The 16129-nt window shown below is 75.8% G+C and carries 14 protein-coding genes and 1 tRNA gene; 13 read left to right on the top strand and 2 right to left on the bottom strand.

Going from position 1 to position 16129, the window contains the following annotated elements:
- The first annotated feature begins 28 nt into the window (after positions 1–28).
- The 6 genes from CPH93_RS22185 (at position 29) to CPH93_RS22165 (ending at position 6935) form a co-directional block, all read left to right on the top strand.
- On the top strand, positions 29–1120 hold the full coding sequence (locus tag CPH93_RS22185) for a hypothetical protein (RefSeq protein ID WP_096213838.1): 1092 nt from the start codon (positions 29–31) through the stop codon (positions 1118–1120).
- Between the two features lie 180 nt (positions 1121–1300).
- A complete protein-coding gene (locus CPH93_RS37305) occupies positions 1301–2833 on the top strand; it encodes a sugar transferase (RefSeq protein ID WP_096213837.1) in 1533 nt (510 codons plus the stop codon).
- Positions 2830–2976 (top strand): hypothetical protein, encoded by a 147-nt coding sequence (locus CPH93_RS35855; RefSeq protein WP_159395037.1) that lies wholly within the window; start codon positions 2830–2832, stop codon positions 2974–2976. Before CPH93_RS37305 ends, CPH93_RS35855 begins: the two co-directional genes overlap by 4 nt.
- Positions 2973–4247, top strand: coding sequence for a glycosyltransferase (locus CPH93_RS22175; RefSeq protein ID WP_096213836.1), 1275 nt, complete (start codon positions 2973–2975; stop codon positions 4245–4247). Before CPH93_RS35855 ends, CPH93_RS22175 begins: the two co-directional genes overlap by 4 nt.
- A gap of 108 nt (positions 4248–4355) precedes the next feature.
- A complete protein-coding gene (locus CPH93_RS22170; protein WP_159395036.1) occupies positions 4356–5534 on the top strand; it encodes an ATP-grasp domain-containing protein in 1179 nt (392 codons plus the stop codon).
- Positions 5535–5681: 147 nt separating this feature from the next.
- The gene (locus tag CPH93_RS22165) at positions 5682–6935 is read left to right on the top strand and encodes an NAD(P)-binding domain-containing protein (RefSeq protein WP_096213834.1); all 1254 of its coding nucleotides are present in this window, start codon (positions 5682–5684) and stop codon (positions 6933–6935) included.
- A 386-nt stretch (positions 6936–7321) separates the two neighbouring features.
- On the opposite strand, the gene CPH93_RS22160 is transcribed toward CPH93_RS22165, so the two are convergent.
- Positions 7322–7789 (bottom strand): hypothetical protein, encoded by a 468-nt coding sequence (locus tag CPH93_RS22160; RefSeq protein WP_173909865.1) that lies wholly within the window; start codon positions 7787–7789, stop codon positions 7322–7324.
- A gap of 245 nt (positions 7790–8034) precedes the next feature.
- Here CPH93_RS22160 and CPH93_RS22155 point away from each other — a divergent pair, with 245 nt between their 5' ends.
- A complete protein-coding gene (locus CPH93_RS22155) occupies positions 8035–9498 on the top strand; it encodes a transcriptional regulator (RefSeq protein ID WP_093483368.1) in 1464 nt (487 codons plus the stop codon).
- An 82-nt stretch (positions 9499–9580) separates the two neighbouring features.
- Here CPH93_RS22155 and CPH93_RS22150 read toward each other — a convergent pair whose 3' ends face one another.
- Positions 9581–10174 carry a histidine phosphatase family protein gene (locus CPH93_RS22150; protein WP_096213833.1) on the bottom strand — a complete coding sequence of 198 codons (594 nt, stop codon included), beginning with the start codon at positions 10172–10174 and terminating at the stop codon, positions 9581–9583.
- Between the two features lie 196 nt (positions 10175–10370).
- On the opposite strand from CPH93_RS22150, the gene CPH93_RS22145 reads away from it, so the two are divergent.
- The 6 genes from CPH93_RS22145 (at position 10371) to CPH93_RS22120 (ending at position 16086) form a co-directional block, all read left to right on the top strand.
- The gene (locus CPH93_RS22145; protein WP_096213832.1) at positions 10371–11657 is read left to right on the top strand and encodes a hypothetical protein; all 1287 of its coding nucleotides are present in this window, start codon (positions 10371–10373) and stop codon (positions 11655–11657) included.
- A complete protein-coding gene (locus CPH93_RS22140; RefSeq protein ID WP_096213831.1) occupies positions 11648–13228 on the top strand; it encodes a hypothetical protein in 1581 nt (526 codons plus the stop codon). The genes CPH93_RS22145 and CPH93_RS22140 overlap by 10 nt, the downstream gene beginning before the upstream one ends.
- Before the next feature lie 40 nt (positions 13229–13268).
- Positions 13269–14654, top strand: a complete 1386-nt coding sequence (locus CPH93_RS22135) for an AAA domain-containing protein (RefSeq protein ID WP_093483372.1) — start codon at positions 13269–13271, stop codon at positions 14652–14654.
- A 124-nt stretch (positions 14655–14778) separates the two neighbouring features.
- The gene (locus CPH93_RS22130) at positions 14779–15162 is read left to right on the top strand and encodes a hypothetical protein (RefSeq protein ID WP_173909864.1); all 384 of its coding nucleotides are present in this window, start codon (positions 14779–14781) and stop codon (positions 15160–15162) included.
- Between the two features lie 182 nt (positions 15163–15344).
- Positions 15345–15956: a bifunctional DNA primase/polymerase gene (locus tag CPH93_RS22125; protein ID WP_096213829.1), complete on the top strand. Its 612-nt coding sequence runs from the start codon at positions 15345–15347 to the stop codon at positions 15954–15956.
- A 56-nt stretch (positions 15957–16012) separates the two neighbouring features.
- Positions 16013–16086, top strand: a tRNA-Lys gene (locus CPH93_RS22120).
- Positions 16087–16129: the final 43 nt, after the last annotated feature.

The following is a 16129-nucleotide window of genomic DNA, read 5'->3' as shown; positions in this document are numbered from 1 at the left end:
TTGACTGATTGAAGTCGGAGAGGAAGACATGCGGAAGTCGATGGACCGCACCGGGCGCGGCGTCGTATGCGCACTGGCTTCCTTGGCATTGTCGGCCGCACTGTCCTCGGCGGCTGCCGCGCCGGCCTCCAGGGATTCCGCAGGAATTCCCTTCACCGAGCGCTATCACGTCACCCAGCACGGCGGTATCGCCCGCGCGGCGAACTCCTCGGTCGTCTGCAAAGCGCCGGCCGGCCGCACGGGCGGACCGTGCGCGGCGGCCCGGCAGGACGTGGCCGGGCGAACAGGCCATTACGGGACGGCATACCCCGACGTCGACTCCGACGCCCGCACCGACAGCTCCAGCCGCGCGACCCTGCGGATCCCGGCCGGCTCCCGGGTCAGCTACGCCCGGCTGTACTGGGGCGGCACCCTGCGGGCCGGCACGCATCAGACCGCCGGGAACAACGGACAGGTGCTGGTCGCCGGGCCCGGCGGCCGGTACCGGACGGTGCGCGCCGACACCCTCGTCGGCCACCGCGGCAGGGCCGCGGCCGACGGCTTCCAGGCGTCCGCGGACCTCACCGGGCTGGTGCGCAGGAGCGGTGCCGGCGCCTACACGGTGGCGCAGCTCAAGGGCGCGAAGGGCCCGTCCGCGGCCGGTACAGGGGGCGGCTGGACCTTGGTGGCCGTATACGAAAACGCAAAGGAACCGCTGCGCAGAATCGCGCTGTGGGACGGTTTCCGGTCGCTGACGGCGGACCGTCGCGCGTTTACCGTACGGCTCAATGGACTACACATTCCGGCGAATTCACGGGGCCGCGCCGGCGTGGTCGCATATGACGGATACCGGGGCCGGGGAAATGACGCACTCACCGTACGGGCCGGCCGCCACCACCCGCTGAAGGTGCACGATTCCGCCAACCCGGCGAATGATGTGATGAACTCGACCATCACCGACTTCGGCCAACCGGCGGCGCGGCGGCCCGCTTACCGGAACACCCTCGGATTTGATTCCGATGTATTCGACATCACCCCCGCACTGCGGTCCGGCGCCGATCGGCTCACATTCCGTTTCACCACCCGCAACCCGGGATATCTGCTCGGCGCGCTCTTCGTCCAGGCCGATACCAGGCACTGAGCGGCGCGCCCGGAATTTCCCGCAGAGAGTTCTGTCGGCTCGCTATTCAGGGGAGCAGTGCGTGCTGCCGCAAGACCCGCAGTACCCAGCGCGGCCCATGGCTTCGGGCGCCCCCCGGCCCGTCGACGGCGGGGCGGGGCCCGGTGTGCCGGGCACCAGGACCAGGGAGCCGATCAGGCGATGACGACGGACAGCGCGGATGCGCCCCACTCCGCCCGGGTCCGGCCGCCGGCGGCCCCCGGATCTGCCCCCGGATCTGCCCCCGGACCGGCCTCCGGACCGGCCTCCGGACCGGCCACCGCCGCGGTCCACCCGCCGCGCGGCCCGGCCCGGGAGACCCTGCCACCGCCCCGGCCCGGCCGCGGCGTACGACCGCGGGCCGTCGCCCCGCTGCTGGCCGCCGACTGCCTGGCCACCGTCGGCACCGCACTGGCCGTCCTCGGCACCGGCACCGCGCCGACGGCACTCGCCCCCCTGGTCCCGGTACTGCTGCTGCTCCACTCCCGGGCCGGGCTCTACCGTCCGCATCCCGCCCCGAGCCTGCTCGGCGAGCTGCCGGCACTGCTCGGCCGCGGCGCCGTCTGCTGGTGCGCGGTGGCCGCGGTGCTCGCCGCCGTACGCCCCGGGCAGGCGCTGCCGCCGACCGTGCTGGTCGGCGCGGTGGCGCTGCACACCGCGCTGGTCTGCGGCGCCCGGGCCCTGGTCCACCGGGCTCGGCGCGCCGCCGCCCGCCGACACCCGCGCGCCACGCTGATCGTCGGCCCCGACCCGGCCGCCCGGCAGCTCGCCGCCGTGCTGCACGCCCGCCCCGGGTACGGGATGCGCCCGGTGGGCCTGGTCACGACGGGGACGCCGGCCGGGCCCGAGGTGCCCCCGGGCCACGCCGGGCCGCCGCGGCTGACCTCCCCGCACGACATCACCCGGGCCGTCATCCGGCACACGGTGCGGGACGCGGTGTTCACCGTGCCGCCGTACGGCGATCCGTACACCGCCGCGCTGCTGCGCCGCTTCATCGACCAGGGCTCGGCGATCTGGCTGGCCGGTGCCGCGGCCACCCTGGAGGGCCGCCCGCCGCCGTCGGCGTCCGGCCATCTGTGGGGCTTCGCCTGGCGGCGGCTGGAGACCGCGCCGCCACGGCACGGCGGCGCGGACAAGCGGGCGCTGGACCTCGTCCTGGCGGCGGTGGCGCTGGTGGTGACTGCCCCGGTGCTGCTGGGCGGTGCGCTGGCGGTACGGCTCGCGGACGGCCCGGGGGTGCTCTGCCGGCAGGAACGGATCGGCCGGGGCGGCCGCAGCTTCCTGCTGGTGACGTTGCGCACCCGGCGCCCGTGCGACGGGGACGCGGCGACGGTGCCCGGGAGCGGGACGGACCTCCGGACGAGCCGGGTCGGCCGGCTGCTGCGGCGCACCGGGGTGGCGGGGCTGCCGCGGCTGTGGAACGTCCTGCGCGGCGAACTGAGCCTGGTCGGGCCGTGCCCGGAACACCCCCGCACCGTCGAGCGGTTCAGCCGGAGCTGCCCGGAGTACGGCGCCCGGCACCGGATGGCGCCGGGCCTCACGGGGCTGGCGCAGGTGCACGGGCTGCACGGCGGCTCCCCCGTGGAGGACCGGGCCCGCTTCGACAACCTCTATATCGACAGCTGGTCGTGGGGGCAGGACGTCCGGATCATGCTGCGGGCCGCGGCCCGGCTGCTGCGGCGGGAGGGCCGATGAGCGCCGGCGCCGCGCCCACCCCCTGGCGTCCGCAGGCCCCCCGCCGCCGTGCGCTGTCCCCGGACGGCCCGGTCGACCCGGCCCGCCCGGCGACCGCCCACCAGATCACCACCCCGGCCGCTATCCCTGGAGGCATCCGGTGAAGGTTCTGCATGTCATCACAGGCCTCGAAGTGGGCGGCGCCGAACAGCAGTTGCGGCTGCTGCTGCGCCGGCTGCCCGCGTACTGCGAGGTCGTCACCCTGACCGGCCCGGGCCCGGTCGCCGAGGGCATCGAGGCCGACGGCACCCGCGTCACCCACCTCGGCATGACCGGCGAGCGGGATCTGAGCGCACTCCCCCGCCTTGCCCGGCTGATCCGCGACGGCGGCTACGACCTGGTGCACACCCACCTCTACCGGGCCTGCGTCTACGGCCGGATCGCCGCCCGGATGGCCGGCGTCCGGGCCGTGGTCGCCACCGAGCACTCCCTGGGCGACGCGGTCATCGAGGGCCGCCGGCTGACCCGTGGCGTACGGACGCTCTACCGGGCCACCGAACGGCTGGGGGCGGCGACGGTCGCCGTCTCGGACACCGTCGCCGCCCGGCTGCGCCGCTGGGGCGTACCGGAGCAGCGGATCCATGTGGTGCCCAACGGGATCGAGGCACACCGTTTCGCCTTCGACCCGGCCGCCCGGGCCCTGGTCCGCACCCGGCTGGGGCTGCCGCTGGACGCCTTCGTGGTCGGCGGGGCCGGCCGGCTGGTGCCCGGCAAGCGGTTCGACGTCCTGGTCCGGGCGGTGACCCAGCTGCCGGGCGTGCATCTGCTGCTGGCCGGCGAGGGGCCGGAGCGGGAGATGCTGCGGCGGATGGCGGAGCAGTTCGGCTCCGGCGACCGGATCCATCTGCTGGGCACACGGGGCGGCGCGGTCGAGGCCGAGGCCGCCGGCGAGGAGTCCGCCGGGCCCGATATCCCCGGTCTGCTCTCGGCCGTCGACGTCTTCGTCTCCCCCTCCCCGTCGGAGGCGTTCGGGCTGGCCGTGGTGGAGGCCCTCGCATCCGGCCTGCCCGTACTCCACGGCAGCTGCCCGGCGGTCGACGAACTGCCCGCCGACCAGGCGCCCGGCGCCCGCCACTTCAGCCCGGTCGTCCATGAACTGGCCACCGCACTACGGGAGTTGCGCCGCGGGGGGCCGGACCGATTGCCGGTCCCGCCGGTGGTGCGGCGCTATGACATCACCCGCAGCGCCGCGGCGCTGATGTCCGTCTACGAGCAGGTCCTGGCCGGCGCACCGGTACGGCGGCGCAGCCCGGCGCAGGTGTCCCCGGTGCCGGTGCCCCCGCCGCAGGGACGGGCGGCCGCGCTCCCGGTGGCGAGCGTGTCGCTGCCGGACCCGGCCCGCTCCCCCGCCCCGTCCCCGCTCTCGAACAGGTAGGCAGCGCCATGGCCGAGACCGTGCAGCAAGCACCCCCGGAGGAAGGGCCGGCGGGGGCCGGGGCCACCGGGGGCGCCGTGGTCCCGCTCCCCCGCACGGTCCGCGGTCGTGGCTGAGGGGCTGCGCGCGGTGCCCTCGTTCGACACCGAGGTGCCCGTCCTGCTGCTCCGGCTCGACCCCGGCCCCTTCCCCCGCAGCGCCCTCGGCGTCGTCCGCTCGCTGGGCCGGGCGGGCATCGAGGTGCACGCGTTGGCCGCATCGGCGGACGGCCCGGTGGGCCGGTCGCGGTATCTGCACCGGATGTACGCCAGGCCGCCCGGACCGATGGCGCACGCCCCTCTGCTGGACCTGCTGCGCGACCTCTCCGAGGGCATCGGCCGGCCCGCCGTGCTGCTCCCCATGGACGACCGGGGCGCGATCGCCGCGGCCCGGCTCGCCGGCCGGCTGCTGGGCCGCTATCTGCTCCCCGCCCAGCCCGCCGGCCTGCCCGAGCGACTCGCCGACCGGGCCCAACTCGCCCTGCTGTGCCGGGAGCTCGGCCTGCCGCACCCGGCGACCGTCGTCCCCGCCGGTGCGCGGCAGGCCGCCGACGCGGCGGCCGGGCTCGGGCTGCCGCTGGTCGCCAAGTGGAGCCGGCCGTGGCTGCTGCCCCCGTCGGCCGGGCTGCCCGGCACCATCCTGGTGCACACCCCCGACGACGCCCGGCGGCTGTACGAGCAGACCGAACGCGCCGGCAGCGCCCTGCTGTTGCAGCGCCTGCTGCCCGGCGGACGGGGCACCGACTGGTTCTTCCACGGCTGCTTCACCGGCGAGGGCGGGTGTCTGATCGGCGGCCCGGGCCGCGCGGGCCGCGGCCGGCCGTGGGCGGGACCGGCCGCGGCCGGCCGCCGGCTGCCCAACCCCCAGATCGAACGGGCCGCCCTGCGGCTGGCCGGACATCTGGGCTACCGCGGCCTGCTCGACCTGGACTTCCGCCGGGACGCCCACGGCCGCTACCACCTCCTCGGCGTCAGCGGCCGGCCCGGCGACCGGTTCCGGCTCTTCACCGACCCGTCCTCGGGACTCGACGCGGTCCGGGCGCTGCACCTGGACCTGACCGGCCGTACGGTGCCGCGCGGCCCCGGCGCCCCCGGACGGCGGTTCCGCCCGGGCACGTACCGCCGGCGCGCCGCCCCACCGAACGGCGCCCCGCCCCCACCGCTGCCCGCCCGCTCCTCCGCGGCGCCGCACGGCATGCCCCGCGGCGTGCCCCCCGCACCCACACCCGGGGCGCCGCCACGGCCTTGAGGGGCACGGCACCTGACGACTTGTAGCCGGGGCGGGGCGCTCTCCGGGTCGGAGGTGCGCGCCGCCCCCGGGGGCCGCCTCCGGCCCCGGGGCCCCGCCGGCTCGGGGCCCTCCACACCGCACCCAGAGAAAGAGCAGGGACCTTCCATGTACGACCTCGTGGTGGTGGGCGCCGGCCCCTACGGACTCTCGATCGCCGCACACGCGGCGGCGGCCGGACTGCGGCTGCGGGTCCTGGGCCGGCCGATGGCCTCCTGGCGCGACCACATGCCCGACGGCATGTTCCTCACATCCGAACCCTGGGCTTCCGACCTCTCCGCCCCGGAGGGCGCCCACACCCTCGCCGACTACTGCGCCGCCCACGACCTGACCGCCGAGCACGGCGTCCCGCTGCCCCTCGACACCTTCACCGCGTACGGCAGATGGTTCGGCGAACAGGCCGTGCCCCAGGTCGACGAGGTCACCGTCACCGCCGTACGCCCCGACGGCGACGGCTTCCACGTCGAGACGGACACCGGCGAGCAGATCGCGACCCGGACCGTGGCCCTCGCCGTCGGCGTGCTGCCGTTCGTCAACCGCCCCTGGCCGCTGCTCGAACTGCCCCCGGACCTCGCCTCCCACAGCAGCGACCACCGCGATCTGCGCCGCTTCGCCGACCGGGACGTCACCGTCATCGGCTCCGGGCAGAGCGCGCTGGAGACCGCGGCCCTGCTCGCCGAACAGGGCGCCCGGCCCCGCATCGTGGCCCGCGCCGACCGGCTGCGCTGGCAGGCCCCGCCGCAGCCGCTGGACCGCGGCCGGCTGCGGGCGCTGCGCGATCCGCACTCCGCGCTGGGCACCGGCTGGCCGAACCGGGTGTGGTCCCAGATGCCCTGGGCGGTGCGCCGGCTGCCCTCGGCGACCCGGCTGCGGATCGCGGAGCACGCGTTGGGCCCGGCCGGCGCCTGGTGGCTGCGGGAGCGCTTCGAGCCGGTGGTTCCGGTGCTGCTCAACCACCGGGTCCGGGCCGCGGCCGCCCGGGACGACGGGGTGCGGCTCCACCTCACCCATACGGAGGGCGGCACGGAGACGCTGGACACCCACCATGTGGTGGCGGCCACCGGGTTCACCCCCGACCTCGGGCGGCTGCGGCTGCTCGCGCCCCAAGTACGCACCACACTCTGGACGGTGGGCGGCAGCCGGGCACCCGAGCTGAACTCCGGCTTCGAATCGACCTGGCCCGGGCTGTTCTTCGCGGGGCTGCTCACCACGCCGTCGTTCGGCCCGTCGATGCGCTTCGTGCACGGCGCGGCCTTCACCGCGACGCGGCTGGTGCGCGGCGTCCAGCGCCGACTCGGCGAGCGGCGCGGCGCCACCACGATCCCCCGCCCGGCCCGGGACAGCGAACCGGCCGCCCGCTAGGCCCTGTCGTCAAACTCCCGCCTGCCGCGCGGCGCCTGGCACGCACGCTCTCCCCCACGCCTGAACGGCGCGGGGGGACCCCCACCGTTGTCGGGATCATCCACGTAGATCCACTACGAGGACGACCCTCCGCCTTGCGATCGCACGCACCAGACGCCGCGCGGCCTGCCCTTCGGGCAGACGACAGGAGTTTGACGACAGGGCCTAGCCCGGATCACCCGGGGGCCGGCCCCGGACACACCGAGGGCCGCCCGGCACCGGCCGGGCGGCCCTTCTTCACGGTCTCTTCAGGTCTCGTCAGGCCTCTTCAGGTCTCTTCCGGACGAGCCGTCGCGTACGGGCCGGCCGCTGCCTGCGACCCGTTGACGCGTAGGACCCGACCGCCCCTACTGGCAGCGGTCGACGGCCTCGATCGTGCGGGCGGCCTCGCCGAGTGCCGCGCGCAGTACGGCCGGGTCGGTGGCGTCGGCGCCCGCGCCCTCCGGGGGCACCAGCCAGCCGGTGCCGGTGGCCGGCGGCTCCACCGGGGTCCCTTCGCCGCACAGCGCCGCCAGGTTGATGCCCCGTCCGGAGGTCTGCGTACAGGCGCTGCCGGGCACGTCCCAGCCCGCGGCGGTGCCCGGCGGGACCAGGAAACCGAGGGTGTCGCAGGCGCCGTCGTGCAGCACCGGGCCGACGCCGTCCCGCAGCCGGAGGATGTCCACGGCTTCCAGCCCCTGCCGGGCCGGCACCGTGACGAGATCACACTGCCGGTCCGCTGCGGGCGGTGCCCCGCCCGTGACGACCTGCCCCCGCCGGCCGCCGGCCTGGCCCGCGGACCCGTTGCCGCCCCTGCTCACGCCGGTCTCCCACACGGAGAACCCCTCCTCCTGCACGCGGTGCGCCCTTTACACCGGGTTCAACGTCCAGGCGTGTCAACAGCTACGGCGGCGTAACGCTGCAAAGGATGGCAGTTCATGGCAGATCGCGCGTGAGATATCCGATTTGCGGCCAAACTGTGCGTATCGAAGCCATCACAGCCGGTACGGTCGTCCCGCCGCACCGCCAGGAGGCGGCAACGCCGCAGGATGGCACGGAGAGGGCACGGAGAGGGTCCGCCATGGCGTCGCCAGAAGCAAGATCAGCGTCGTCCCGCACCGTACCCGCCCGCCCGAACCTCGCTTTCCGACAGCTGCGCGGCCGGCTGTCGCCAGGCGAGTTCGCGGCGGCGGTCCGACGGTCCGCCCGTGAGATCGGCGAACAGGTCTCGTGTGACGCCCGCTATGTCGGGCGCGTCGAGTCCGGGGAAATCCGGTGTCCGAACTACGCCTACGAGCGGGTCTTCCGGCACATGTTCCCCGGGCTGACGCTGCCCGACATGGGGTTCGCGCCGCGCGAGGCGGTACGCGGACGGGGGGCGCGTGCCACAGCGGTCAGCGCCGCGCCCCTGGCACCCGTTCCCGACCACCGCGATACCCGTATCCAGATCTGCGAGGAGAGCGACGTGCTGCGTCGCGCGTTCATCACCGGCGGCCCGGCAGCAGCCCTGGGCATTGCCGCCCTGCATCCCATCGAGGCCGCTGCCGCCGCTGTATCCGCCCCCGTGCCGGGGCCCCGTACACCACCCGCCGGACGGGCCGGGGCCGCCGAGGCCACCGCCGTCGAGGAGGCGGTCCGGCACATCCGGCTGCTGGACGACCGGCACGGCGCGGAGGGCCTCTACCGCCGCGCCGCCCAGCCGCTGCGCGCCGCCTACGAGCTGTTGGACGCGGATGTCCAGCGCCGCTCGGTGTCCGACCGGCTGCACGCCGGCGCGGGCGAACTCGCCATCTCCGTCGGCTGGTTGGCGCACGACTCGGGCCGCTTCGACGACGCCCGCTCGCACTACGCGGAGGCGCTGGCCACCGCCCGGGTCTGCGGCGATGCCGCCCTGGAGGCACACGCCTTCTGCAATACGGCCTTCCTGGCCCGCGACGCCGGCCGGCCGCGCGAGGCGGTGCGTGCCGCGCAGGCCGCGCAGCAGGCCGCCAAGCAGCTGGCCTCACCGCGGTTGCTGTCGCTGTTGGCGCTGCGGGAGGCGGGTGGCTGGGCCGGGCTCGCGGACCGCTCCGGCTGCGAGCAGGCGCTGGCCAGAGCGGAGCGGCTGTTCGCGGGCGGGCCCCGGGACGGCGACCCGGAGTGGATGACGTTCTACGGCGAGGCCGAACTGGCGGGCCTGGAGGCGCAGTGCTGGTCGGCGCTGGGGGACGCGGAGCGCGCGGTGGAGCACGCGCGCCGGGCGGTGGCCCTGCAGAACCCGCACTTCACCCGCAATATCGCCCTGTTCACCGCGGAGCTCGCCGGCGACCTCGCGGACAGCGGGGCGCACGAGGAGGCCGCCGCGGCCGGGGTCCGGGCGCTGACGCTGCTGACGCAGGTCCGCTCGGCCCGTATCCGCACGATGCTCGACCGCACCGCCCGGACCCTGCGGGCGCACCGCGACCGGGGTGCGGTCGACGACTTCCTGGCGCGGCACGCGGCATCGGCCGCGGCGGCAGCGGCCTCCGCAGCCGGCGTCGGGACGCCGGACGCGGCTTCCGGATGAGCGGGCGGGCCGGGGCCCGGCTGACGCCCCGTCGGCCACCGGACAGGCCCTGGCCCGCCGGCCGGTCAGCCGAGGTGGCCGGTCAGCCGAGGTGGCCGGTGTCGTTCCAGCGCTCGATCGCCGGCTCCCCGTAGGCCCAGCCGAGCACCGACAGGGACGTCGGCTCCAGCCGGATCCGGGCGCCGAAGGAGATGTCCAGGCCGAGCCAGCGGGCGCCCAGGGCGCGCAGGATGTGGCCGTGCGCGAAGACCAGCACATCGCGGTCGGCCGACCGCGCCCAGCCGATGACCTCGTCGGCCCGGGCGGTGACCTCGGCGAGCGTCTCCCCCTCCGGCACCCCGTCGCGCCAGATCAGCCAGTCCGGCCGCCCGGCTTTGATCTCGTCCGGGGTCAGGCCCTCGTACGCGCCGTAGTCGATCTCCATCAGGGCGTCCCACGGCTGCGCCCGGTCGCCGAAACCGGCCAGCTCGCAGGTCTCCTTCGCGCGCACCAGGGGGCTGGTGCGGACCTCGACGTCCGGCAGGCCGTCCCAGGGGGCGCGGTGCAGCCGCTCGCCCAGCAGCTTGGCGCCGCGCCGGCCCTCGTCCAGCAACGGGACGTCGGTACGGCCGGTGTGCCGGCCGGACAGCGACCACTCGGTCTGTCCGTGCCTGGCCAGGAATATGCGCGGTGCCATGGTCGTACCTCTCGCCGGCTTCTCGGCTGATCGTTGCTCGGTGCGGGCGGCGCTGACCGCGGGCCTTCCATCATCGCGCATCGGGTCGTTTTGTCCCCGGCCGGGGGGAGGCCGGCCCCGGCGGGGAGGGGCCGGCCCTCGGCCGACGGGCGGGCGGACGCCCCGCTTGTCGGTGCCGGATGCGAGACTTCCGCGGGTGAACGTTTCACGCGACGGCCGACCCGCGTCGGCCGCCCCTCCCGCGGGGCGGCCGGCGGCGACACCGAGCCTGCGCCAGCGGCTCACCGAACTGCGCGGCCCCGGTGTCCGCCCCCGCTCCCTCGACGCCCGCGCGCTCGCCGCACTGGCCGCCAACCCCGGCTGCCGGCGCCGGGCGCTGCTGGACGGCGCGGGCATCGACAAGGGCGCGCTGGCCCAGGCGCTGGGCTCGCCCGCGGCGTACGGCCAGTCCCAGTTCGCGATCGTCCGCGGCCATGCCTTCGAGGCCAAGGTGACCTCCGACGGCGGCACGGAACTGCTGCGGCTGCTGCACGAGCGGCTGGCGCCCGGTACCCCGCCGCCCGCGCCCGACGAGGTCGCCACCCCGGATCTGTCCGCGGCCGGACCCGAGGGCCGTACGGCGCGGACGGCGCTGGCGCTGCGCGAGGCGACCGCGGCCAGCGGCTGGGCGCTGCTCCGGCATCCGATGCTGGCGGTCGAGGTGGCCGGCTCGCCCGCCTATGTGGAGCCGGATGCGGTGGTGGTGCATCCGGACGGCAGCTGGACGGTCGTCGAGATCAAGTCCTTCCCCATGATCGACGGTGCGGCGGACGCCGCCAAGGTGGGCGCCGCCGCCCGGCAGGCCGCGGTGTACGTCCTGGCCCTGGAGCCGGTCGCCGGCCAGGTCGGTGCGTACACGGGCCGCGAGGTGACCGTCCGCGACCGGGTGCTGCTGGTGTGCCCGAAGGACTTCTCCAACCTCCCCACCGCCGCGCCCGTCGACGTCCGCAAACAGCTGGCCACGACCCGGCGGCAGCTGGCCCGCCTCACCCGCGTCGAGGACATCGCCGACGCGCTCCCCGAGGGGACCACCTTCGACCTCCGCCTCGGGGACGACGGGAAGACGGCCACCCGCCCGCCCGAAGAGCTCGCCGAGGCCGTCGAGGCGGTCGGCGCGGCCTACGCCCCCGAGTGCCTGGCCGCCTGCGAGCTGGCCTTCCACTGCCGCAAGCGGTCCCGCGAGGAGGGCGCGGTGGAGACGCTGGGGCGCGGCGTACGGGGCGAGTTGGGCGGGCTGCGTACGGTGGCGGAGGTGCTAGCGGCGGCCGGTCCCGATGCCCCGGAGCCGTTCGATGCCCCGGAGCCGCCCGTGGCCCCCGGCGGCCCGGACGACCCGGACGACCCGGCCGTCGTCGCGCTGCGCCGGGCCGCCGCGCTGCGCGCCGAGGTACTGGCCCGGGCCGCAGTTCCCGGCCCGCGAGCGGAGGAGCCGGGATGTCCCTGATCGACACGCTGGCCCGGATGGAGGCGGTCGCCGCGGGCCGCGCCCGACCGCGGTGCACGGTCCGCCACCGGCATCTGTCCCAGCGGCCGCTGGTGCTGGTCCCGTTGACGACCGCGGGCGAGGCCGGTGCCCCGCTGGGCGCGCTGGTCGGCACGGACCGCGAGAAGCCGGCGCTGCTGGCCGTGCCCCAGCCGCGCGACCGTGAGCTGCGGTTCGCGTTCCTCGCCGAGCTGGCCGAGGCGGTGCTGCCGTATCTGGACGGCTTCGCGGACGCCGTCGAGTGGGAGGAGCGCAAGGAGACCGACCCCGCGACCGGCAAGAAGGTCCCGGTGCAGGTCGAACTGTGCGCGGACGCACCGCAGTTGATCGTGCCGAGCGGCAGCGGAATCGAGTTCGTACGGCTGCTGGGCCGCTCGATGCGGTTTAGGCGCACGGCCGAGCAGGAGCCGGAGGCGCCGTATCCCGCGCCGCCGCACGTCCCGCTGCTGGGCCGCTGGCTGACGCATGTCGGCGAGCGGGCGCGGGTCCCGGGCTCCGGTCTGCTGCTGTCCATGACGGACCTGCTGACCCGCCACTGGGCCACCGGCCAGAGCGCGCTGGAGGACCAGCATCTGGGCGCCCTGCTGTCGTGGATCGACCCGCCGCCGGGGATGTCGGGGCGGGCGGCCGCCGAACGCGCGGAGTGCGCGCGGGACGCGGACGGGCAGCTGCTCTGCCCGCCGGCCGGCCCGGCCACCGACCCGGCGTTCGACAACCGGCTGCTCGCCCCCGCGATGGCCCGCTACGACGCCGGGCTGCCGGGCGCCGAGGAGGCGCTCCGCGCCCTGGTAGAGGGCCAGTTGCGGCCGACCTGGGACGCCGTGTGGCACGGCATCGACCTGCTGCGGGCGCTGCCGGAGGGCGCGCGGGTCGCCGAGCGCTGGAAGCGCGACCGCTGGTCGTACACCGCACACCGGGACCGGGTACGCGCTGGCGAGCCCCCGCAGCCCCGGCAGGACGACGCGGTCACCGCCGCACAGAAGTTGTCGGCCCGGGAGACCGCACAGGCCCGGCTCGACGCCCAGGAGGCCCTGGACGACCCGCTGGTGATGGCGGGGCGCCGGCTGGCCGGCGAGGCGTTCCAGGGCACGGTCACCGCCGTCGAGATGGCCTTCTCCGAGGGGAAGCGGCCGATGCCGCGCCCGCTGGTCACCTTGCGCACGGACGACCGTCCGCAGCTGTCCGAGGGCGTTCGGCTCCACCGCCCGCTGGCGGACGGCCGCACGCAGACCGCGGAGTTCGTCGCGTTCGAGGGCTCAGAAGACGGGGAACGCAGCGAACACGGGGAACACAGCGCGCCGGTCGTACGGCTGACGGGCGGGATGGGGCGCGGGAAGACCCCGGAGCCCGGTTCGGTGCCGGAGCCGGGCGACACGGTGTGCTGGACGCTGTTCGAGCACTCCCCGCGCGGCGGCCCGGAGCTCCCGGACCCCGAGGACACCCCCTGGACCCACGGCGGCCCGCCGCCCGGTGCCGCCACCGAGGCGCCGCACGACGCCCCCGACCCCGTGACCGCGGAGGACTTCCTGTGACCCGTGCCCGGCCCTCGACCGCCCTGGAGAACACCGCCGTATGACGGCCACTCAGGCTCACCGTCCCGACCCGGGCCGGCCCTTCGACCCCGCCGCCGCGGCCGCCGCGGCGACCGACCGGATCCTGCACGACACCCTGCACGGCACCCTGCGCGGGGTGGTCGTGGACTCCCCGCCCGGCGCCGGCAAGTCCACCCTCGTGGTGCGGGCGGCCCGCGAACTCGCCGCGGCCGGACGCCCGCTGATGGTGGTGGCGCAGACCAACTCCCAGGTCGACGACCTCGTGCTGCGGCTCGCCGAGAAGGACCCGCAGCTGCCGGTCGGCCGGCTGCACAGCAGCGAGCCCGGAGCCTTCGACCCGGCGCTGGCCGGACTGCCCGCGGTCCGTACGTCCGCGAAGATCGCCGAGCTGGCCGGGATGGACATCGTGGTCTCCACGGCCGCGAAATGGGCGTACACCAAGGTCGACGAGCCCTGGCGGCACGCCATCGTGGACGAGGCCTATCAGATGCGCTCCGATGCGCTGCTGAGCGTCGCCGGGCTCTTCGAACGGGCGCTGTTCGTCGGCGACCCGGGCCAGCTGGACCCCTTCAGCGTGGTCGGCGCGGAGCAGTGGGCGGGGCTGGCGTACGACCCGTCGTCGAGCGCGGTGTCCACGCTCCTGGCCCACAACCCCGGCCTGCCGCAGCACCGGCTGCCGGTCTCCTGGCGGCTGCCCGCCTCGGCCGCGCCGCTGGTCTCCCGCGCGTTCTATCCGTACACCCCCTTCCGCAGCGGCACCGGCCCCGGCGACCGCCGGCTGGCGTTCGGGGTGCCGGGCGACGGCTCGGGCGTGGACCGCGTCCTGGACGAGGCCGCCGAGTCCGGCTGGGGCCTGCTGGAACTCCCCGCCCGCCACACCCCGCGCACGGACCCGGAAGCGGTGCGCGCGGTGGCCCAGGTCGTACGCCGGCTCCTCGACCGCGGCGGCGCCACGACCAGCGAGGCCGGACCGGCCGCGGCCGGGGAGGCACCCGCCCCGGCGCCCCTGACGGCCGCCCGGATCGCGGTCGGTACGGCCCACCGGGACCAGGCGGCGGCCGTCCGCACCGCGCTCGCCGATCTGGGGGTGACCGGCGTCGCGGTGGACACCGCCAACCGCCTCCAGGGCCGCGAGTTCGATGTCACGGTCGTGCTGCACCCGCTCTCCGGCCGCCCCGACGCCACCGCCTTCCATCTGGAGACCGGCCGGCTGTGTGTGCTCGCCTCCCGCCACCGCCACGCCTGCATCGTGGTCTGCCGGGCGGGCGTCGCCGACCTGCTGGACGAACACCCCTCGGCCGAACCGGTCAGCCTCGGCGTCACGGTCAAGTTCCCGGACGGCTGGGAGGCCAACCACGCCGTCCTCGCCCATCTGGCGGAACACCGGGTGGGGTGGCGTCCGTAGGCCGGGCGGCCGCCGGTCTCCCGCCGCCGCGGTCGGCCGGTACGAGCCCGCGGACGCTCCTGGGCGGGGCGTACTTGCGCGGGGCGGGACAATGGAATGCGGCACCCGATCTGGAGGTAGGTACATGTCCGAGCCGCAGCCGGCTCCCGACCCGCGTGGTGCGGCACCCGGACCACGGCGCATGAAGCCCGCGCAGCTGCTCTTCGAGCCGCCCGAGGCCGCCGCCGATCCCGAGCACTTCTTCGATCTGGAGTCGATGGAGGATCCGCGCGAGCTGCTCAGCCGCGCCACGGAGCTGACCCTCGCCTTTCGCGCCGCGGCCGACCGCGCCACGGAGTTCCAGGCGCTGGCCGCGGCCCAGCTGGCCGACCCCAGCCGGTTCGACCGGCTGCCGCTGGCCGTGCTGGCCGAGCAGGCGGAGTGGACCGAGGACTATGCCCAGAAAATGATCGAGTTCGGGCGCAGCCTGATGCGCAGCAGCAGCTCGTTGCCCGGCGACATGGACTGACGGCTCCGCCCCCGGCCGCTCCGGGGGTGCTGCCCGCCCCAGGTGTCCCCTCCGGCTCATGGTCCATGATCATGAGCCGGAGGCATATGCAGGGCGCGAAAGATACCGGCTCCCACACCGCCCCGCCCGGATTTCCCGCAATCAGCCAAGACCTGGCGCTCCAGCTGGGTAGACCTGTCCCCATGAGCGACTGGCTGCCTGACACCCCGCGCACCCTGGCCTTTCCCACCTCGGCATATGTCACGCTCGCCGGCGCTGACTGGCTCGCCTCCGCCGGCCCCGATCCGGACGCGATGCAGGCGGCGTGGGCCGCCCAGCCGGCCGCGCCGAGCGTGCTGCCGTGCGGCACCGCCTTCGACGTCATCAATGCCCCCGCACTCTTCGGGCGGCGGATGGTGGACCACTTATGGTCCACCGGCCCCGGCTCGGGGCCGGTGGCCGCGCACCGCGGCCGGATCCTGCTGTTCGCCGCCCCCGGCGCGGCCCAGCGACTGCCCGCGCTGCTCGTCTGGGAGGAGTGGGCCGCCGCCGTCCCCCCGCTGCTGTGCCACGGCAGCGGCGATGCGGTGACCGTCCCCCCGCTGCACCCCGGCCACGGCACGGCCGAGGTCGCCGCGGCCGCCGAGGACGGCCCGGCCTCCTCCCGCTGGCTGGTGGCACCGGATGTCCGCAACCCCTGGCTGCCGGGTCCGGACGTGCTGCTGTGGGCGTGCGTCCGGGCCGCCCGCTCGATGGCCGGGCCGGAGCGGGACACCGCAGCTCAGCACCGCGTTTCGGCGCTCACGCCGGGCTGAGACAAACCGATTTTTGCCCTCCCCGGCCAGGATGCTAATGTTTTCCCCGTCAGCAGGCGCCGCTAGCTCAGTTGGTTAGAGCAGCTGACTCTTAATCAGCGGGTCCGGGGTTCGAGTCCCTGGCGGCGCACAGACAGCCGAAGGCCTCCACCATGGTGGAGGCCTTCGTCGTA

It is taken from the genome of Streptomyces sp. 2323.1, assembly GCF_900221035.1.
GTDB lineage: Bacteria > Actinomycetota > Actinomycetes > Streptomycetales > Streptomycetaceae > Streptomyces > Streptomyces sioyaensis.
This window is presented reverse-complemented; position numbering and strand designations above follow the sequence as displayed.